This is a genomic window from Novipirellula herctigrandis (assembly GCA_007859835.1).
GTDB classification, from domain to species: Bacteria; Planctomycetota; Planctomycetia; order Pirellulales; family Pirellulaceae; genus Novipirellula_A; species Novipirellula_A herctigrandis.
The window spans coordinates 2039078-2059655 of sequence record SJPJ01000001.1; the positions used below are offsets into that span (position 1 = coordinate 2039078).

15 protein-coding genes are annotated in these 20578 nt (G+C 52.4%); all 15 read left to right on the forward strand.

Going from position 1 to position 20578, the window contains the following annotated elements; all coding sequences use genetic code 11:
- Nucleotides 1–192 precede the first annotated feature (192 nt).
- Nucleotides 193–741: a sigma-70 family RNA polymerase sigma factor gene (locus CA13_RS07320; protein ID WP_146395281.1), complete on the forward strand. Its 549-nt coding sequence runs from the start codon at nucleotides 193–195 to the stop codon at nucleotides 739–741.
- Nucleotides 738–2150 carry a FecR domain-containing protein gene (locus CA13_RS07325; RefSeq protein ID WP_146395282.1) on the forward strand — a complete coding sequence of 471 codons (1413 nt, stop codon included), beginning with the start codon at nucleotides 738–740 and terminating at the stop codon, nucleotides 2148–2150. The genes CA13_RS07320 and CA13_RS07325 overlap by 4 nt, the downstream gene beginning before the upstream one ends.
- A gap of 119 nt (nucleotides 2151–2269) precedes the next feature.
- Nucleotides 2270–3583 (forward strand): glycosyl hydrolase family 28-related protein, encoded by a 1314-nt coding sequence (locus CA13_RS07330; RefSeq protein ID WP_146395283.1) that lies wholly within the window; start codon nucleotides 2270–2272, stop codon nucleotides 3581–3583.
- A 71-nt stretch (nucleotides 3584–3654) separates the two neighbouring features.
- The gene (locus CA13_RS07335) at nucleotides 3655–6321 is read left to right on the forward strand and encodes a hypothetical protein (RefSeq protein WP_146395284.1); all 2667 of its coding nucleotides are present in this window, start codon (nucleotides 3655–3657) and stop codon (nucleotides 6319–6321) included.
- Between the two features lie 225 nt (nucleotides 6322–6546).
- Entirely contained in the window at nucleotides 6547–8055 is a 1509-nt protein-coding gene (locus CA13_RS07340) for a sulfatase (protein ID WP_146395285.1), read from the forward strand.
- Nucleotides 8056–8102: 47 nt separating this feature from the next.
- On the forward strand, nucleotides 8103–9632 hold the full coding sequence (locus CA13_RS07345; protein WP_419194037.1) for a sulfatase: 1530 nt from the start codon (nucleotides 8103–8105) through the stop codon (nucleotides 9630–9632).
- A 35-nt stretch (nucleotides 9633–9667) separates the two neighbouring features.
- A complete protein-coding gene (locus tag CA13_RS07350; protein WP_419194038.1) occupies nucleotides 9668–11002 on the forward strand; it encodes a glycoside hydrolase family protein in 1335 nt (444 codons plus the stop codon).
- 177 nt (nucleotides 11003–11179) lie between these two features.
- Nucleotides 11180–12766 carry a sulfatase family protein gene (locus CA13_RS07355; protein ID WP_419194039.1) on the forward strand — a complete coding sequence of 529 codons (1587 nt, stop codon included), beginning with the start codon at nucleotides 11180–11182 and terminating at the stop codon, nucleotides 12764–12766.
- 569 nt (nucleotides 12767–13335) lie between these two features.
- Entirely contained in the window at nucleotides 13336–14574 is a 1239-nt protein-coding gene (locus CA13_RS07360; protein WP_419194040.1) for a glycoside hydrolase family protein, read from the forward strand.
- A gap of 35 nt (nucleotides 14575–14609) precedes the next feature.
- Nucleotides 14610–15983: a sulfatase family protein gene (locus CA13_RS07365; RefSeq protein WP_419194041.1), complete on the forward strand. Its 1374-nt coding sequence runs from the start codon at nucleotides 14610–14612 to the stop codon at nucleotides 15981–15983.
- A gap of 40 nt (nucleotides 15984–16023) precedes the next feature.
- Nucleotides 16024–17388 carry a Gfo/Idh/MocA family protein gene (locus CA13_RS07370; RefSeq protein WP_146395289.1) on the forward strand — a complete coding sequence of 455 codons (1365 nt, stop codon included), beginning with the start codon at nucleotides 16024–16026 and terminating at the stop codon, nucleotides 17386–17388.
- Nucleotides 17389–17538: 150 nt separating this feature from the next.
- Nucleotides 17539–18501 carry a ThuA domain-containing protein gene (locus CA13_RS07375; RefSeq protein ID WP_146395290.1) on the forward strand — a complete coding sequence of 321 codons (963 nt, stop codon included), beginning with the start codon at nucleotides 17539–17541 and terminating at the stop codon, nucleotides 18499–18501.
- 16 nt (nucleotides 18502–18517) lie between these two features.
- Nucleotides 18518–18670: a hypothetical protein gene (locus CA13_RS34790; RefSeq protein WP_419194042.1), complete on the forward strand. Its 153-nt coding sequence runs from the start codon at nucleotides 18518–18520 to the stop codon at nucleotides 18668–18670.
- A gap of 84 nt (nucleotides 18671–18754) precedes the next feature.
- Entirely contained in the window at nucleotides 18755–20302 is a 1548-nt protein-coding gene (locus CA13_RS07380) for a sulfatase-like hydrolase/transferase (protein ID WP_146395291.1), read from the forward strand.
- A gap of 40 nt (nucleotides 20303–20342) precedes the next feature.
- Nucleotides 20343–20578: sulfatase-like hydrolase/transferase (locus tag CA13_RS34795; protein ID WP_419194043.1), on the forward strand; the 236-nt coding region annotated here is incomplete at its 3' end.

The window sequence follows — 20578 nt, forward strand, 5'->3', positions numbered from 1 at the left end:
AATCACTTTGGTCTAGATCGACTCTACCGCGGTCATAGGCATACACATCGTACAGTCAACCACGAGCATGGGTCGCGAACGGCGTGGGACGTGTGCTTGCTACCTTTGTACGAATTGACCAAAAAAGGAAATATCGGTTAGGCCGTTCCGTTTTTTTGTCTAATCTGGGCCTCCGACGCGTATTTCCATAGTATGACGACCGAAAAAATGTCCGTGGAATCGGGCGAACAGTTCACTCGATTGCTGCTCCAAAATCAGAAACGGATTTGGGGATTGATCCTATCGCTGGTCCCCTGCGGGTCCGACGCGGATGATGTCCTACAGGAAACCTGCGCCGTCATGTGGCGGAAGTACTGCGATTTTGAGCCGGGGACAGATTTTGCCGCTTGGGGGCTAAAGATTGCCCGCTTTCAGGTGATGAGCTATTACAGCCGCCGCAAGAGCGAGCGTGCCCGGCTAAGTGCTGACGTGATTGAAGCCGTTGCTGTCCGATTTGCGGCGCCCGACCAGGAAAACAGATTTTCCGACCGGTCTGCTGCACTCAAAGACTGTCTGACAAAACTTAAGTCGGTGCAATTCGATACGCTGCATCGCCGCTACGACGAAGGCCAGTCGGTCGAAGAGATCGCAGAGGAGATGAACGTCTCCATACATGCGATCTACAAGCGGCTGGATCGGACCTATCAGCAACTTCACGGTTGTATCACCAATAGGCTTTCGCAGCAGGAGCATCTTGCGTGACATCCGAACCTAACCCAAAGTTATCATCCGCCGAGCTTGACCGCTTAATCGAACTGGCTAGCGCCTACCGTGAAGATCGCATTGGCGATGCGGAAGTTGCTGAGCTCGACATGATGCTTTCAGAATCGCCCGCAGCGTTGGACGCATTTGTCGAAATCGGCATGCTCGTTGCTGATTTATCACAGGCCCAAAACGTCGGCCCTGCCAACAGTGACAACCACAGCCATCTACACAACGACGCTGCACCTCGTTCCTCCATTCGTTTCGTTAGCGTGGTTGTACTGGCGGCAAGTCTTTTGTTGGCCGTCGGTTTATGGAGTTGGTTATCGAATCGTCCGGCGCCGTCTTTTGCGCGACTTGAATCGGTATCGAATTGCCTATGGAGAGAGACAGCGACGCCCGCTCGCGTCGGCGGTCGGATCGGCGTTGGGCATTTCCGACTTGCCGAGGGGGTCGCCACGATTCGTTTTGACAATGGCGCGCAGGTTGACCTGGAAGGTTCATCGCACCTGGAAGTGCTGGGGCAAGATCACTGTCAATTGCACAGCGGTAAACTGGTTGTCACCGTCGAGAACGACTTCAAGGGATTCACCGTCGACACCCCTCATGGTCAGTTCATCGATCAGGGGACTAGTTTTGGCGTCACCGTGGAAGACGACGGTGCGTCGGTGGTGGAAGTGTTTGACGGTTTTGTCGATGTTAAGCATCGCACTTCTGGCCAGCAACGTCGCTTGGCCGAGGATGCCGCCGTACGATTGCTGCCAAAAGAGATGGTTGATGAAGCGGAATACGAGCCGCCACCGACTGTTGAAGACTCAGGTGATGTTCAAATCGCCTCGACGGCTGCTCAAGGCGCGGATTGTAGTTTGCGACGCGATCACCAACATCGCAAAGTTAAAAGCCCACTGCTTGTCGCACGAACATCCCGGCCCGCATTGAGCCGATTCGACACTCGGATCTGTCTCCGTTTCGATCTGACGAATGTGCGCACTGCGGATGCAAACAAAGCAAGCCTGCAACTTACCGCAACGCCATCGGGAAAGGGATTCGCCTCGCAATCAACGGATACGGTTATCGCGGCCTACGGCATCATCGACGACACGTTGGATCATTGGTTACCGGACAAAGTCTTGTGGAACGAGCTTCCCGGCGTGATCGACAATCCTTGGCAGTCGAATTCAGTGCGTTTGCTTGGACACTTCACGATTCCCAAGGGGCAACAATCCGGCAACTTCCGTGTTGAAGGACCCGAGTTGACCAAGTTGTTGAAAAACGACTCGAACGGGCTCCTCTCGATTGTGCTGGTCTCGGAAACCGAATCCAGAAAAGGAATGATGGTGAATGCTTTTGCGAGTTCGCATCACGACTCGCTCCGGCCACCGACATTGCATCTATGGCTTGCACGGTGAACGTAGCACACGCTATTAGCCCGCGTTCACCCTCCTCGTTACCACGAATCTCAGAACCTCAAACACTTCGCTCTACTTGACTACCAACGATCTACCTGCACCAAAAAGACATCACTGATATGAAACATCTGATCATTGCACTTGCGTTTCTCATTTGCTGCACCGAAGTCCACGCCAAATACAGGGAAACGATGGACCCAAATGGTCCAATGAAGAACCTGCATACGGATTTCGGTCTAAAAAATGATGGGGCAAAAAGCGATCAGAGTGATCTGATGCAAAAAGCAATCCAAGCATTCTCCGCGGCTGGCGGTGGGCGACTAATCATGCCCAAAGGAACTTACATGTTTTCGGGTGTCTGCCTGGCATCGAACGTGCATTTGCTGATCGAAAAGGATACCGTGATCAAACCTTACTGGCCGAAAGGCGGAAAGGCAGTGGTCTTTCAACTCACTCCCTATTCGGAATCCAGGAAACGCAGGCAACACGACGATCGCTATGTCGAAAATGTCAGCATTCGTGGATTGGGAGGAACCTTCATTATCGACTACTCAAACCGCAAAAGAGTCAAGGGCGAGGGGATTCGCGCGGTCAACTGTCGCATGGCAAAGAATTTTCTGTTGTCCGACTTTGAGGTCAAGGATAACTGGACGACCTACTGTGCGATCATTTTCACTCCTTCGTCCTCCCCAAACGCCAAAAGTTATGACGTCTACATGCCTGTCGATGGCTTGGTAAAGAATTGCCACAGCACTCACTCGTCACCCGGTTATGGTTTGGTGCAGATGCACGGAGGCAGGGACATTCACTTTGAAAATCTCTCCACAACAGGTGGCGGAGTCACCTTTCGCTTGGAGACCGGAGCGGGTGGAGAGCATGGGGGCATCTACGACATCTCCGCCAAAGATCTTTACTGCGAAGACGGCAAGGCTGCGGTTCTGATGGGGCCTCATGTTCGCCAAAACGGAATGGTCATGATTGATGGTGTCAAAACCAAAGGTTGCTTCAATGCGGTGCAAATGGGTTCCGGATTCGTTGACCAAAAGAAGAGGGCCGAGGGGGTCCATGTGTCGCCTGGAAGTTTTGCTGACGGATCGACCGTAAAGAACATTCATGCGATCTTTGGCACTAACGCACCGATCGCAACGAAGAGTCTGGCCCGGGTCCCCAAGGAGTATTTGTCTCAGCTTCGCATTGATGAAAGAGAAACAAAATCTCTCCGAGGACCTTCAGTGTGTGCGGTGACCGATCGGACTCAAAAAAGTTGGCGGCCCGTCATCCAGAACGTAACCAGCGAAGGTTTCAAGTACAACCCTGGAGTTGTCACGCTCAAAGAAGACGTGAAAGGAAATCTAAATCAGATTCTCACCGGCATGCCGATTCTAGAAGAGTTTGAAAAGCACAAGAAGAAGTTGGCAGAAGAAGACAAGTAAACCATCGCAAAACAAGGTGTTGCGAATGGATAACGGACAAACGTCAGCATACCGCAAAAGTAGTTTTACTTATGAATAAATGTGTGAATTGTCATCTCGCCGTGCTGTTAGCCGGCTTGCTCGCTGCATCCGCAAATGCACAAAATTTCGTAACGGGACTCAACGGGCTTCGCAATCTTGTGTCGACCGAAGTGAATGACCGACCGGCGATTTTTGTTTCGGAAGTGAGCGGTGGTGTTGGTTGCTATGACTTGGATGGCAAGGAGTTGTGGTCCGCGACAACGGGGTCGCCGGGCGTCATCTTCGAAATGGAAGCGGATGACATTGATGGTGATGGGATCGATGAGTTGCTCGTGGCCAGCGCGGATGGACGGATTCGCTGTTGGGGAAATGACGGTACGCTCCGTTGGCAATTCAATCCTGGCTATAAAGTTCGCTTTTCGGAAGTGGCGGCTATGCGAGAGAATGGTGTGACTCGCATCTTTGCCGGCGGCAACAATTTCAAGCTCTATGAATTGAATGAAAACGGAGAGCTCGTTTCTGAAACGAAAATTAACGGAGTGGTGCGCAAGATCGAAGTTGGAAATTTCCGTTCGAAAGACAAGTCATCCATCTTCCTGATGACCTATTCGCATGACAAATTCAGCTGGGAGTTCATGGGATTGCTCGATCCAAAGAGCAAGGCGGTGCTTAAGAAGGTGGAGGTCAACGAGCTTTCTGCGAAAGAATGGCGTTCGCTGATGCTGACAGATTTTTCCGTGTCGGATCTCAATGGAGATGAGCTTGATGATTTGCTCTTCTTCGGTTCGACGAAAGCGGGGCTTGCTACTTTTTTCGGGCTCAGTGGAGAGCTGACTCAAATCGCCCAATTCGTAGGCAATAGCAAACACAAGCAGCGTTATGCACATGTGCGGGGCGAATGTTTACTGCCTCAGCGCCCAGAAATCGTGATGCAGTACGGCGGTATTTTCTATATCACGAATCTGGAAGGAAAGCTTCTGCATACAGGCGGCGAAAAAAATCGCGGAATCATTTACAACGATTTCGCTCTGGAACCAAACAGCGGTCGACTGCTGGCAGCGGGCCAAGTGGGTGGTGGTAACTCAGTCTATCAGTACCCGCTTTCGAACTCTGATTGGTGGAAGAAAACGCACGCCCTTCAAGGACGGATGCAAGAGGTCGAAGAAAACTTGAATAGGCTCTACGAGCAGACGCTCGAATTCACTCCGCCCGCCTATCAGAAACGATCGAAGAGACCATGGATGATGATCACCAGTTTTCAGCCCAGCGAGGAAGTCGAGCGTCTCGACGAGAGTGAAATCGTATTTGTCAAGCAATACACTTGGCACGAGGACTTCGATCGCGACTATCTCGTTGATGCATTGGGAGAAGAAGCTCTCAAGCGAGACGGTCGTGGCAATTACAAGTGGCGCCGCGATCAGATCCTGGACATCGCTCGTGAACACGAAAAAACTGGCAAACCTTTTGCTGCGTGGGCGGGGCATGGTAATGACCCCTTCTATCTCTCGATTGAGACGATTGAAGAAATCATGAAAGTGGCGCCGAATACTTGCTATGGATTCGTCTATGCAGAGATGTCGAATCCGGATGACAAGCGTTACCACTACTTCATTGATCACTATGTTCCTCGACTCGCCAAGGTCTGCAGGACAAATGGAAAGGCGAAGTTGTTTTTCCGCTACAAAAATGTGTTTTGGGCAGCTACATCACATCAGAAACCCTGGAATCGACTGTTCTTCTCGGGAAAATACAACGATATCCTTGTCCCTTCCTCCGAGGATACGAATTCACGGACGCAGGACATCAACTTTGCCGGGCGAGTGGGAATGCTTGCTAGTGGTTATGTCAACGACGTGGCGATGCGTTTGGTTGATGACAACCCAACCTGCTGGCGTCCTCTCAGCCCCGGCGGGCAACGTTCGGTTTCTCCCTATTTGAGGAACGGTGTCATCCTTGCGGCCTACGGGGCCAGGTCAGGAGTGAACTTCAATGTTGCATACCTGGAACAACCGGGAATGAACATCCTCTATGCGCTCATGAAATCGGGAGCACTTCCAGATTTCCAGAATGAAGATGTTTTGTCGATCGGATCGTGGCATTTGATCCAAGACGTCGATGACGAATTGATTCACCAAATCGATAATGGGCACGAGATGAAACTCTATACGCCTCACGACGAGGATGCCGTTTTCTCCGTCGGACAGGTGAACTGGTGCGGCGCGAGTGTTCCCGAGCACGACTTTTCTAAAACGCTGGGCGTCGATTATCGCTGGCTCAATTTTGTTCCTGAGCTGCCTTATGGCATGGTGCCCGTCGCACCTGTGGAATACGCTTCGACGCTTGAGGACGCGGGTATTCCTTATACCGTAAGCGATGGCCGAGTGGGTTACGTTGACGGCAAACCAGTGCCAGCGAAACAATTTGGCTCAACGCTAAGTTCGACCGTCAAGGCAGGAGCTTCGACGATGCCGGTGCTGGTGTCGGGGGCATCGTGGAGCGCGATTCGTCTCGATGATCTCCATATTCGCGTGGTGCTGGTCGATCCAGGGTACATCGATCCGAGTGAACGCGACGTTACGATTCGCTTTCAGGGCAACCGACCTGTCAAGGCGATTGATATCCTGAGCAAGGAATCGCTGCCTTTTGAAGGTAAGGTAGTCAACTTAACTGTGCCTGCCGGATCCGTGCGTTTTGTTGATCTAACCTACGCGAAATAGACATCGACTTGTTTTTGTTGACACAGAATGCGGCCGATAAGCTGAATCCCTTTGAAAGGATGACCATAAAATTGAACTGCAACCATCAACTGAACGAAGATCAAGTAGCGAAAACAACGGTGCAAGCAAAGGACAAGGCAAACTCATGGGTTCGTTTACCTGTACGCTTGAGCCAGTGAAGCAGATTCTGAAACGAGAAACCAACTCGCGACGACCGGACTTACGATGAGATTTCACAAAACCTTTTGCGTCCTGACTGGATTGTTTTGTTTCGTTCTTGCCCTTGCCTCAACGGCGATGGGTGAATCGAAACCAAATATTGTATTCATTCTCGTGGACGATCTCGGACACGCGGATGTTGGCTTCAATGGCTCAACTTATTACGAAACGCCCAACATCGACGCATTGGCTCGTGGCGGTCTGGTGATCGAAAACGCCTACATGTACCCCACCTGTTCTCCATCTCGCACCGCTCTGGCCACCGGCAAGCAATCGTTTCGCACGGGAGTCTACACGGTACCTGTCCTCGAAAAGGGCGATGACCAGCAGAACATCTTCTCGCGGTGGACGGTCGGCGCGGAGCACACGATGTATAGCCAGCCGCTGGCTGATGCTGGGTACAAGTCGATTCACCTTGGGAAGTGGCACCTAGTCGGACCGTATCCCAAAGAAGAGTTAGCGATGGAGTTTCCATTGAAGGAAAAGCTTCAGCAGCCCGACCCGTGGGACTTCAGTTGGGTGCCGTATCACAAAGAACACTGCCGACAATACTATCCGGAGGGCCGTGGATATCTGAAGAATATTGGGGGAACGTATCGTGGTGACCCAGCTCTTGAAGTGGGCGGCTACAAGGGTGAAACCGGTGGCTACTTTGCCCCATTTAGCAACCCGTTCATCGAGCCTAAACCAGATGACAAGTGGCTGACCGACCGGTTGACCGACGAAGCGATCGGATTCATGGGCGAGCATCAGGAACACCCGTTCTTCATCAACTTGCATTACTACACAGTCCATCGCCCGATCCGAGGACGTAGCGAAGAGCTTGTCCAGAAGTACATGAATAAGCCAGGCGACCCAATCACCGGCCAGGGAACCAGCGAAGGGCGAAACAAGGAACGTGAGGCTCAATACGCGACGATGATCGAATCACTTGATGACAACGTCGGCCGGATCGTTGAGTTCCTGGATAAGAACGGGCTACGCAACAACACCCTCATCCTCTTTACATCAGACAACGGTCAAAATGTTGGTCGCAACGATCAGCTACGTGGCAAGAAAGGATACATCTACGAAGGCGGCATCCGTGTTCCCACTTGTGTGAATTGGCCTGGCAAAATCGACGCCCGGCGAACATCCAACGCAGTCACCTGCCTCGACTACTTCCCTACGTTCATGGACTTGGCTGGGATCGAGTATGACGGCGTGCTCGACGGACACTCAATAACGGGACTGTTTCAAGGTGAACCCGAGTCGTTGCAGACTCGCCCTCTCTTCTGGCATTTGGCTAGCTGTAATAAGCACGGCACGTGTTCGGTCATCCGGAAGAATCATCACAAGTTGATTCAGTTTCTTGCCGACGGAAAACTTGAACTGTACGACCTGAAGAATGACCCACGCGAGGAGCGAAATCTCGCCGTAGAAAACCCAGAACAAACGCAGGTATTGCTCAAGGAGTTGGTCGAGTGGCGAAAAGCAAATGATGTTCCGTTGCCCCCTGGCTCGGTACTTCGATGATGTGCAGGCCGGCCTTGTTAACCAACACCCTCTTTGTGGCTCACGTTATGGAATTTCGATTTTTGCTTGTGGCGACGACAATGTCAGTCTTTGGACTGGCGACTGAACAGTCAGCTCAGTGCGAGGACACCCATCCAAATGTGCTGTTCATTGCCATCGACGACATCAACGACTGGGTTGGGCCGCTGGGAGGTCATCCGCAGGCACAGACACCGGAGCTGGACCAGTTTTGCAAACGCGGTTCGGTGATTTTCCGCAATGGTGTCTGCGCGGCCCCCATCTGTGGACCGTCGCGTTCAGCCGTTCTGTCCGGTTTCATGCCTGGGCGGACCGGCGTCTATGGGAATGACTCCAACATGATCTACTCGGGCATCATCAAGACGCACGCAACGCTGCCCGAGTACTTTTCCAAAAACGGATATCACACACTGTCAAACGGCAAAATTTTTCACAAGCACGCCACGGAACATGGTGTCGATTTTGGGCACTGGGCATTTGATGAACACGCGCGGGCACGCAGGGGAGTGAAGGATGGGCCTGACAAGAAACGCTACACCGCGAGTAAATCCGGGATTATCAATGGTCGTCAGAGTCCCGACTTTGTGAGCAAGGAAAGCAAACTCAGTTGGGGGCCAACGAAAAAGCCCTTTGAGGAAACGGTCGATTATCGTGTTGCCGACTGGGCTGGCAAACAGATGGAACGCGAGTTTGACAAGCCGTTCTTAATGGCGGTTGGATTCATCAAGCCGCACCTGCCCTGGATTGTTCCTCAGGAGTTTTTTGATCGGTACGATCTCGCCTCGCTAAACGTTCCGGAGATTCAGGAAGACGACCTCAACGACATTCTGAATCCCAATGGTCAGCCTGCGTACGAGCCGACCGGCGAGTACAAATGGATCAAGAAACATGGTTTGGAAAAGGAAGCCGTGCAGGCTTATCTGGCGAGTATCAGCTATGTGGATTCCTGCCTAGGAATGGTTCTGAGTTCTCTGGAAAAGAGCCCGCACGCCGACAACACGATCGTCGTTATCTGGGGTGATCACGGTTGGCATCTTGGTGAAAAACATCGCTACCTCAAAAACACACTGTGGTGCGAAGCGGCAAAGACACCGTTCATCGTTCGCCTACCCGAAATGAAAGATCAAAACGCTGCCTATTGCGACCGAACGGTCAGTCTGATTGACCTGTACCCGACCTTGGTGGAGCTTTGCGGACTGCCGGCCAAAGAGCTTGACGGTCACGACTTTTCGCCATTGCTTCGTAACCCCCAAACAGAGTGGAAGCACTTTGGCGTCACGGTCTCAGCGGCAGGAACGTCCGTGATGGGGGAACGTTACCACTACATCCACAGTCTTTCCGGCGCTGAAGAGTTCTACGATTTGAAGCATGATCCGATGGAATGGTCGAATCGGATCAATCGCCCCGAACACGCCGGGGTGATTGCGGAAATGAAAAAGCATGTTCCGGCGGAACGTGTTGGATTTCCAAAAATTCACTTTGACAAACCACCAAACTACGTCGATGCCGACTCGGATCCCACAATCAAACCGACACGAAGACTAGCGGAGTTGAAATGACACTAACCCATAACCCGTTTTTAGGAGAAACGTTTATGAAATATACATCAAGGCTCATGCTGCTATCGCTGCTGGCGATTGGCTTTGCGGCAACGGCCAACGCCGAATACAAAGAGACCATGGACCCGAACGGCCCAACAAAAAATGTTGGCTCCGATTATGGGCTTGTCGATGACAACGCAAAAACCAATCAAAGCGATGTCCTGCAAAAAGCGATCGACGATGTTGCCGCTTCGGCAGGTGGGCGATTAGTAATCCCGCAGGGAACCTATCGTTTTGCAAGCGTCAAGCTTAAATCGAACGTGCATCTTCTCATCGAGAAGGACACCGTCATCAAACCTTATTGGCCAGAAGGGGAAAAGACGGTGGTCTTCAACCTGGACGCCGAACGGTCTTCCAAAAAGAAGATGAATCTGGATCAGGAGAAAGCCTTCATTGAGAATGTCAGCATCCGTGGGCTTGGTGGTCGCTGGATCATTGATTATTCCGATCGGGAGCGAAAGAAAGGCGAGGGTATTCGAGGTATCCTGGCAAAAATGGTGCGGAATTTCCTGATCGCTGATCTCGACGTGAAAGACAACTATTCCGTTTATTGCGGTATCACACTGTCACCAATGCAAACAAAGAACGAATCCAAGGGTTGGCCGGTATCTCGGGCAACCGACGGAACCATTCGCAACTGCCGCATTTTCAATGCCAGCGCAGGTTATGGGCTGACGCAACTACACGGCGCACAGTCGATCCACTTCGAGGACCTCTATGCCAATGGCGGAGTAACGCTTCGCATGGAAACCGGAGCGGTGGGTGACAAAACAGCGATCTATGACATCACTGGTAAGAACATCGTCAATCAGAATGGACGTTGTGCCGTCATGTGTGGTCCACACAGTGCGATGAACGGTGTGGTGAAGATTGATGGAATTAAGTCAATCGGCAGTGCGTTTGCGGTTCAAATCGGATCGGGCGGAGTCAAGGCGAAGGAACTCGAGCAGAATCCTGATGCAGTCGATGGAATCTTCGCGAAAGGCAGCTACGTGAAAAATATCCACGCGATCTTTGGCATGCACGCACAAGTCAAGACGCACGCTTTCTTGGGCATTCCAGCAGAATACCACGACGACCTGAATCTGAGATGGGAGAACAAGTTCTTTGAGGGACCGTCGATCGGTGCAGTGGTCGACAGTTCGGGCGATCAATACGAAATGATCATCGAGAACGTAACCATGGAAGGTTTCAAATACAACGCAGATAAGCCGATCATGACGGAGGCAGACTTCCCAAAGGGTAAATGGGGCGTGGCTGTCAGTAAGTGGAAGACAGACCATGGCGTTTCGGATGAAAGAGGCACGAAAAAGAAGAAGACCAAGTAGTATCAGGCAGCGCAGTTCGTCGCGTAGGCTGTACTTGAGAACGCGATTAAATCGCAAGCCGACCGCTCTAGTTGCGGGCCTCGGCTTGCGAAAACACGCGGTACGGGACCTGCGACTGGGGCCGCCGGGGCACTCCAGCAATATCGAAGAAGTCAATCCAAAATCAAACACAACTCTATGAATCCTAGAATCCTATTTGGCGTCACCGCGATGTGCGCGCTTGTGGCCTGCTCGAGCATCGCTGCCGAGACCCCGAATATCATCTACATCCTTGCTGATGACATGGGTCAAGGAGATGTCGGGGCTTATAACAAAGACAGCAGGATCCCGACGCCGCACATTGATCGCATGGCGAGCGAAGGCATGAAGTTCATGGACACGCATACCAGTTCGGGAGTCTGTACCCCGACGCGGTACGGCATCCTTACGGGCCGCTACTCATGGCGGACGTCGACGTTGAAACAGGGGGTTCTCGGCGGACATAGCCCGCATCTGATCGAGCCAACGCGTGAAACCGTTGCCTCGCTTCTTAAGAAGCAGGGCTATGCGACTGCCTGTATCGGGAAATGGCACCTCGGGATGGATTGGAAGGTCACCGATCCCAGCCGAGCCGGAAAGCGAATTTCGTACAAGGATATTGATCCGGCAGCGCCAATCCAAAACGGTCCTAACAGCCTCGGATTCGATTATTACTTCGGAATCTCCGCTTCGCTGAACATGGATCCGCATGCCTATATCGAGAACGACCGGCTACAGGGCACGCTTGAAATTTTGAAGACGTTGGATGAAGTGAACGCGCGCGGCTACACACAACCGTCCAAACCCGGATACGCCGCACCGGAATACGTGCAGCAGGAAGTGCTCACCAAGTTCGCTGAAAAAACGTGCGGCTGGATCAGGGAGAACAAAGACGGTCCGTTCTTTGTCTACCTGCCGTTGCCGTCACCCCATTCGCCGATCGTTCCGAGTAACCGATTTAAAGACAAAAGCGGACTTAATCTGCACGGCGACTTCTGCATGGAAAGCGACTGGGTGGTCGGTAAAGTACTCAAGACCCTAGATGAACTCGAAATCGCAGACAACACACTCGTGGTCTTCACCGCAGATAACGGTACCTCTCCCAAGGCTGGATTTCCAGAGATGGCCCAAAAAGGGCACCACTCGAGTTGGATCTATCGCGGCATGAAAGGCACCAACTGGGAAGGAGGCCACCGTGTCCCCTTCGTCGTGCGCTGGCCAAACTTCGTGAAGGCCGGCACCGTGTCTAGTGAATTGGCCTGCACCACGGACTTCCTGGCGACCTGCGCCGAGCTTATCGGTGTTAAGCTGGCCGACAATGCCGGTGAGGACAGCGTCAGCTTTTTGCCAGCGCTCAAGGGGACTGCAATTCCGGGTGGGGATGAACGCCTTGTGATCCATCATTCCGACAAAGGGATCTTTTCCATTCGACGCGGAAAGTGGAAAGTCATGTTCGATGATTTTGGTGGCTCTAACCGCGGTGATCCGCGAAAAGACGACCTGATCATGGATGCCGCAAGCCTGCAGCTATTCGACATGGAAACCGATGCCATCGAAAAGATCAACGTCGCCGCGGATCACCCCGAGGTGACCGAGTTGCTGAAGAAACAACTGGCTGGCATCATCATGCGAGGCCGCAGCACGCCAGGATCGAAGCTGTCGAGTGACCATGACGACCCAAACGTCAAGTGGCCGCAGCTCGAACCGATTCAGAACCACTTGAAGCAATCGATTATAGGAATGTAATGCCAATCACTGCCTACTTCATTGAGGGCGTGGTCGGATCGACTTTGATATTGGCGATCTACGACCGGACGGATCTCTTGGATTCAGTTGGCTGGTAAGGAGCCAGCACTCGCTGAATGCAAAAACTATGGGATTCAACCGTAACCATTCGCGATTAGCAGGTATGCCGCTATATGACTGATACGACACCGGCATTTTCGAGAAGCTCTAGCAAGCCATCAACAGAGACTGCTCAGAGGAAAGCAAACGGGCAGGTTCCAAATCGACGGTCAGAAACTCGCGAACTTGGTAGCCAGCGATTCGAACCGACTCGTGTCGATCGTTCTGGTCTCCGAAACCGAGGGAACGAAGGGAGCACCGTGGCATGCTTTCGCAGGTTCGCACCATGAAACGCTTCGCTCGCCTGCCCTGGATCTTTTGTTTTCGAAGTGATGTCCGACCTCCTACCGAAACATTCCCACGACAGAATAAGGAAAAAGCACGGCGTGAAAAACTTCATACTCAAGATTTCTTTTGGCCTTCTCCTCTTCACTCCGGCGCCCCTGGCAACAGCCGAATATAGGGAGACGATGGCCCCAACCGGTTTGACGAAAAACCTCAAAGCAGACTATGGGCTCGTCGATGACGACGCGAAGAACAACCAGAGTGAAACGTTCCGGAAGGCAATCGCCGATCTGGCCGCCAAGGGCGGTGGGCGTTTGATCGTTCCCAAAGGAACCTACCGTCTGGCAAACGTCCGACTGATGTCAAACATCCACCTGTTGATCGAGAAGGATACGGTCATCAAACCGGACTGGCCCAAGGGATCCAAGACAGTCGTTTTCAGTTTGGATGCGGAACAGCCCAAGAAGATGACCAAAGGGCAAGAGGGTGCGTTCATCGAAAACGTCAGCATCCGAGGTCTCGGCGGGCGTTGGACAGTCGATTATTCGGATCGCTTTCCCAATAAGGGTGAAGGCGTCCGCGGCGTGCTCGGCAGAATGGTCAAAAACTTCCTGATCTCCGATATGGATGTCAAAGACAACTGCACGGTCTATTGCGGAATGACGCTCAGCCCGACCAATACAAATATCAAAGACGTGACGAAGTGGGAGGTAAGCCGTGCAACCGACGGCACGATTCGCAACTGCCGAATCTTCAACGGAAGCCCAGGCTACGGACTGGTTCAGCTGCACGGAGCACAAAACGTACACTTTGAAGACCTCTACGCAGATGGAGGTGTAACACTTCGCCTCGAGACCGGCGCCGTGGGCCTACACACGGGGGTCTACAATATTACAGGAAAGAACATTGTCTGTGAAAACGGACGATGCGCTGTGATGATGGGACCGCACAGCGCAGTGAATGGAAAGGTCAACGTTGAAAATGTCACCACCAGAGGCTGCACGTATGCCGTCCAGCTTGGACTCGGCGGTGTAAAAGAAGCTCAATTGAAACTTGATCCTCACGCAAAGCCCGGTAGCTTTGCAAAAGGCAGTTCCATCAAGAACATACATGCTGAGTTCGGCATGAATGCACAGCTCAAAAAACACTCGCTGCAGATGGTTCCTGAAGCGAACTTTAAGCATCTGCGTCTATGGTACGACAGCAAGTTCTTTAGCGGACCATCCATTGCGCCGGTCTACGATGGATCCGAAGCGAGATACGAAGTAATCATCGAAAACGTCACTTCAGAGGGTTTTGAACACGACGAAAAAATTGTCACAGCCGAAGATGCGCGTCCTGGCAAATGGTCAAATAGCTTTGATGACTGGAAATCAGAATACGGCATCAAGGAAGTAGAACGACCGGTTCCGGTCAAAAACTAATTGGCTTAGTGGGATTTATCATGAAACCGAACAGAATGAAAATCGTAACCGCTTTGGCAACCTTCATGCTTTGTGGCCAGCTTCATCACATTGCATCTGCCACTGAGAAACCGAACGTGATCATCATTTTCACAGATGATCAGGGCTACCAGGATCTCGGCTGCTACGGCTCGCCAGACATCGCCACGCCCAATATCGATAATCTGGCGGACGAAGGGATGCGTTTCACCGATTTCTACGTCGCTGCTTCCGCATGCTCGGCTTCCCGTGCGGCCTTGCTTACCGGTTGTTATCCCAAACGTGTTGGAATGCCGCTGGTTTTGAATCCAAGCAAAACGACAGGGCCGCAGGGACTTGATCCGAAACACGTCACGATTGCCGAACTACTGAAACCTTTGGGGTACGCGACGAAGGAGGTTGGAAAATGGCATTTGGGAGACGAAAAACAGTACCTGCCGACAAACCAAGGATTCGATTCGTATTTCGGAATTCCCTACAGCAACGATATGGCTGCCGCTGCTGATATGGAGTACGCAAAAGATTGCTTGTTTCGGGAAGGGTACAGTCGCGACAAGATCAGGCAAGTGCGGGGAGAACCTCTTCTAATGCGGGATGAGCTTTGCATCGAACTACCGGTGGACCAGAGTACTGTGACGCGGCGTTATACGGACGAGAGTGTTCGGTTCATTTCCGAAAGTACGCAGACAAAGGAACCATTCTTTCTCTATCTGGCACATACGATGCCGCATACGCCATGGTATGTTTCGAGCGACTTCCAGGGGAAAAGTAAACAGGGGTTGTATGGTGATGTCATCGAGGAAATCGACTACAACGTTGGTCGTCTATTGAATCATCTCGAAGAACTCGATATCGCTGACAATACGCTTGTTGTTTTCACCTCCGACAACGGCCGGTGGCTTTTAAAGGGCGAAGATGGCGGTTCCGCGCTGCCGTTGCTCGAGGGCAAAAAGACCACCTTCGAAGGTGGCATGCGGGTTTCCTGTATCATGCGTTGGCCGGGCCGCATTCCTGCCGGTTCGGTTTGTACCGAAATGGCGTCTTCGATCGACCTGTTGCCCACCATTGCCGCAATCACAGGTGCTGGTTCGGCAAAAGACGTTCCATTGGACGGCAGGGAGATCATCGACTTGATCACCGGAAAAGAGGACACCACCACACCGCACCGATACTTCTTCTACGAAACGCAAGCGGTTCGCAGCGGAGACTGGAAGTTTCATTCGCGGCAGAGTCACAAGGTCAAATCGATAGCGCGTCCGCACAAGGGAAACGCCTTATACAATCTCACAGATGACATTGGAGAATCAAACAATGTGATCGACGATTACCCGGAAGTTGCCGCCCGGCTGAAGAAGGCATTAGAGGTCTACGTCAGTTCGTATAAGAAGTAGACGTTAACCTACCCATTTCAACAACTTAAAAGTAAATATAATGAAAACCAACCGTCGTGCCTTTGTCAAAGCAGCCTCTCTAGCTGCGACAAGTGCTTTTGCACTCCCGCGTTTTGCGATTGGTAAACCTGGCCCATCGGCCAACAGCAAAGTCAACATCGCCATCATTGGATCAGGTGGCGTGGCTCATCAAGCATTCAGCGGTTGCAAGGGCGAAAATATCGTCGCGATGTGCGACATCGACAGTCGCAAGTTCCCCAAGGGTCGGGAAGGAACGCCAACCTTTTCTGACTTCCGCGTGATGCTTGACAAGATGGACAGCGAAATCGATGGCGTCTGTATTAGTACGCCGGACCACACTCACTTTCCGGCCACGATCGACGCTATGCAGCGAGGCATCCACGTCTGCACGCAGAAACCTCTGACGCATAACATCTGGGAAGCCCGAACCTTGAAAAAGGCCAAGGACAAATACGAGGTGATCACGAATATGGCGAACCAAGGGCATACAGGCGACGGCATCCGCACGATGCGCGAATGGTATGACGCGGGGGTATTCGGCCAAGTACATGAAGTGCATTTGGGGCATCCCGGTCCAGCGTGGGGCGGAAAGTATTTTAAGAAGCCTGCGGCTGTGCCATTGCCAAAACAGCCTGTCCCTGCCGAAGTCGATTGGGACCTCTGGCTCGGGCCGGCCAAAGAGACGTCGTACAACGAGATCTACCATCCGCTTTCGTGGCGCGGCTTCTATGACTACGGAACAGGTCAGCTCGGCGATTGGTTCTGCCACACCGGGGACGGACCGGTTTGGGCACTTGATCTGTACGCCCCGACGGTTGTCGAGTGCATCGAGCGTGGTCCGTCGATGGATGGCGTGCTTCCAGACTACTCAGTCATCCGATTCGATTTTCCGGCGCGCGGCGATAAAGACGCATGCTCCATGTACTGGTATGACGGGGCGAACAACGGCGGTACCGAAATCAAGCGGCCGAAAGAATGGGACAAGGGCAACGTGGGCGGCGGATCCTTCTGGTTCGGCGATAAACAAAATGGTTATCTGAACAATCGCTCGGGCAAGCCGAGTTTGTCGACGAAGGAGAAAGACCAGCAGTTCAAGAAAACTGTCACGATCGAGAAGAAGTATCCTCGCGTGCCGGGTGGCGGTCCTTTTGCAGAATGGGTGCGCGCGATCAAGGGCGACGGGCCAATCCCCGGGTCGAACTTTGACTACGCCGCGCCGATGACGGAAGTCTCGCTGATCGGTGTTCTCGCTCAACGCTTCGGCGGACGCATTGAGTGGGACTCCGAGAACATGCGCGTCACCAACCGTCCGGAACTCAACGCCTACGTTAAAGAGCCCGCTCGCAAGGGCTGGGAATATGGCGACGATCTATGGAAAAGCTAGAAGTGGTTTCAACACCCGAGCCGAACTCGCTAGCGTCGCGTGACATTTGGTTTTCACTCGGAATTTACAATACCCGCGGCTAGCGCCGTCGGCTCAGAATACTGGCAAATCGGTTTTGAAGCTGCTGCTAAACATCAGGAAACCCTCACCATGAAAACGCCACTTGCATTTTTTATTCTGGCAGCAGCAATGTTGCCGAGCATTGCTTCAGCCAAACCGTTGCGAGCGCTGATTATCGACGGTCAGAACAACCATTCGGTCTGGCCAAAGTCGACGATCATGATGCGTCAGTATCTCGAAGAAACAGGCCTCTTTAAGGTCGATGTTGCCCGAACCCGATTTGTGTGGCGAAGCGAGCGTGAAGCGGACTGGCTTCCTCTTGCGGGAGTTGCGGAGGGCATCCCAACGAAGACGCCTCAGACAGACCCGAACTTCAAGCCAGACTTCTCGAAATATGACGTGGTGATTTCGAATTTTGGATGCAAGGCGGCAGCGTGGCCCAAGGAAACTGAGGCCGCGTTGGAGACCTACATGCGAGATGGCGGTGGTTTCGTCAGTGTTCATGCCGCCGACAACTGCTTTCCTGACTGGAAGGCCTACAACCAAATGATCGGCATCGGAGGGTGGGACGGTCGCACCGAGGAGCACGGCCCCTATGTCTATGTGAACAAACTGGGCGAGGTCGTGCGCGACGACGCTCCTGGCATCTGTGGCAAACACGGTCCAAAGGCAGACCTCGTGGTAACGATGCGAGAGCGTGCTCATCCCATTTGTCAGGGCCTTCCCGAGCGGTGGCTTCATGCCTACGACGAATGCTATGCCTACATGCGAGGACCAGCCGAAGACCTAACGATTCTGGGAACAGCGATCAGCTCGCTGACCCAACGCAACGAGCCCATGCTGATGACGATCGAATATCACAAGGGACGCGTCTTCCACACCACACTCGGCCATGATGCGAAAGCCTTTGAATGCGTCGGCTTCATCACAACGTTCAAACGTGGCGTCGAGTGGGCGGCGACCAACAAGGTGACCATGTCGGAAGTCCCAAAAGACTTCCCAGGCGGCGACACCGTTTCATTTCGACCGTTTGAAAGGAAGCAAGGAAGATAAAAATGAGTAAGACGAGGTGACCGACCTTGCTCAGAATCCAGAGTATGGAAGCAAACTCGAACAAATGACCGTTAAGATGACACGAATGGTTGAGGGAACCGATAGCAGCCGTTTTCCTCCTCGCTTGCGAATGGAGATCATTCCCAAGAGGCAAGCGAGCAAGGATTAGGAAGTGGAAAATTCCAGCCGCCGCGAACAAGAGTGCGATCGTGAAATCGATCGTGAAATCGATTCAATACGTTAGGGGAAGACTTTGAACAATCGAATATTGATACTGAATGCGTTCATTGCATTGGCGGTTTCTTCCGTCCATGCGAAGGAGACTAACATTCTATTCCTGCTCACCGACGATCAGGCTTATCACACGCTGGGTGTCAACGGAAACGACCAGGTACAAACCCCGAACATTGACGAGCTTGCCCGGCGCGGAGTGATATTTGACCGGCATTACGACACCACCTCTGTTTGCATGGGCAGCCGCGCCAACATCATGAGCGGAATGTATGAATATAAAACCGGCTGCAACTTTATGCATGGTGCGATGGGCACCAAGCAATGGGCAACTTCTTATCCAGTCCTGCTGAAGAAGGCGGGCTATCGAGTCGCCAACGCTGGAAAATTTGGATTCGCAGTGCATGACCAGAAAAACCTCGATCAGCGAGGTATTGAAGGTACGGGAGTAAAGGATTCGTATCACCTCTACCTGACCAAGGGCGGTCAATGCAATTACACGACCGCCAAAAACAAGGGTCTGAACAGATATGAAAAAGATCATCCGCACCTGACTCAAGCACTGGCGGCTGCCTCGATCGATTTCATGCGTGACTCCGTCAAACAAGGTCAACCTTTCTGTATGACCGTCGGCTTCAAAGCGCCGCACAAACCGTTGGTACCCGATCCGCAGTTTGACCATGTGTACCAGGACACGGTCTGGAAAAAGCCAGACAACTACGGTCGTGATGCCGGACTGCATCTGGCGGAACAATCGCGTCAGGATCGGCAATACAAAAGATACTGGGATGAGGCGTACAGCACGGATGAAAAATATCAGCACACCCTCCGGGTTTATCATCAACTCCTCTACGGAGTCGACGTGGCCGTCGGCAAAATGGTGAAGGAATTGGAGTCGTTAGGAATTGCGGGCAACACCGTAATCATCTATTCCTCCGACAACGGCTACCTGATGGGTGCACATGGGCTAGGCGGAAAAGTGCTTCCGTATGAAGAAGGTTCACGCGCTCCGCTGATTATCTACGATCCGCGCAATCCAAAAAGCGGCACCATGCGGCGTACGGATTCCCTCAGCGGGAACGTCGATATTGCCGCAACCATTCTCGACGCAGCCGGTGTCAAAGTGCCGGAAGTCTACGACGGAAAAAGCCTAATGCCGATCTTGGCCGATAAAACCGCCAAGGTTCGTAAAACACTGCCAATCATTCAGGTATTTGGCCAGGAGGCGACACGCTGCCTCTCCGTCATTAACGGCGAGTACAAGTATATCTACTGGTACTACACCGATGAGAAACAGGCCATGCAGCCAACCGAAGAACTGTTCCACCTAACTGAAGATCCGCTCGAGATGACCAACCTGAGCAGCAACCCGGAATATCAACCGGTCCTGGTGAAAATGCGAGCCGAGTACGATGCACAGGTGAAACGCTGGGCGGAGCAAAGCATCGACTACAACGGCTATCAGGAATACGGCACCCTTTTTGACCGGCACGTACCCTGGGAAACCAAAATTCGCATCATTCCGGAAAAGGATGCAACAACCGGTTTGCGCACGAAAAGCGGCGAGTAAAAAAATTGAAGTCCAAGAGAATGTATCGGAGTTTAGTATTGTGAAATACCTGTTTATTTTTGTCTCGATCACACTAGTTGCGGTAACCGCCGAAGCGACAACGCTGGAGAATTCGCAGCCGAACATTGTCTTCGTGATGACCGACGATCAGGGGATGAACCTCTCGTGTATCGGACATCCCGAGGTACAAACGCCTCACATTGATCGCTTCGCAGAGAAGTCGTTGCGGTTTACCAATTTTTATGTAAGCCCCAACTGCGCGCCGACGCGGGCGGC

What these genes read in the sequence shown, in the direction of transcription:
- CA13_RS07375 (WP_146395290.1), top strand. Translation starts at nt 17,539, where the DNA reads ATGAAAACGCCACTTGCATTTTTTATTCTGGCAGCAGCAATGTTGCCG.
- CA13_RS07355 (WP_419194039.1), top strand. Translation starts at nt 11,180, where the DNA reads ATGAATCCTAGAATCCTATTTGGCGTCACCGCGATGTGCGCGCTTGTG.
- CA13_RS07365 (WP_419194041.1), top strand. Translation starts at nt 14,610, where the DNA reads ATGAAAATCGTAACCGCTTTGGCAACCTTCATGCTTTGTGGCCAGCTT.
- CA13_RS07330 (WP_146395283.1), top strand. Translation starts at nt 2,270, where the DNA reads ATGAAACATCTGATCATTGCACTTGCGTTTCTCATTTGCTGCACCGAA.
- CA13_RS07340 (WP_146395285.1), top strand. Translation starts at nt 6,547, where the DNA reads ATGAGATTTCACAAAACCTTTTGCGTCCTGACTGGATTGTTTTGTTTC.
- CA13_RS07320 (WP_146395281.1), top strand. Translation starts at nt 193, where the DNA reads ATGACGACCGAAAAAATGTCCGTGGAATCGGGCGAACAGTTCACTCGA.
- CA13_RS07370 (WP_146395289.1), top strand. Translation starts at nt 16,024, where the DNA reads ATGAAAACCAACCGTCGTGCCTTTGTCAAAGCAGCCTCTCTAGCTGCG.
- CA13_RS07360 (WP_419194040.1), top strand. Translation starts at nt 13,336, where the DNA reads ATGGCCCCAACCGGTTTGACGAAAAACCTCAAAGCAGACTATGGGCTC.
- CA13_RS07350 (WP_419194038.1), top strand. Translation starts at nt 9,668, where the DNA reads ATGAAATATACATCAAGGCTCATGCTGCTATCGCTGCTGGCGATTGGC.
- CA13_RS07335 (WP_146395284.1), top strand. Translation starts at nt 3,655, where the DNA reads ATGAATAAATGTGTGAATTGTCATCTCGCCGTGCTGTTAGCCGGCTTG.
- CA13_RS07345 (WP_419194037.1), top strand. Translation starts at nt 8,103, where the DNA reads ATGGAATTTCGATTTTTGCTTGTGGCGACGACAATGTCAGTCTTTGGA.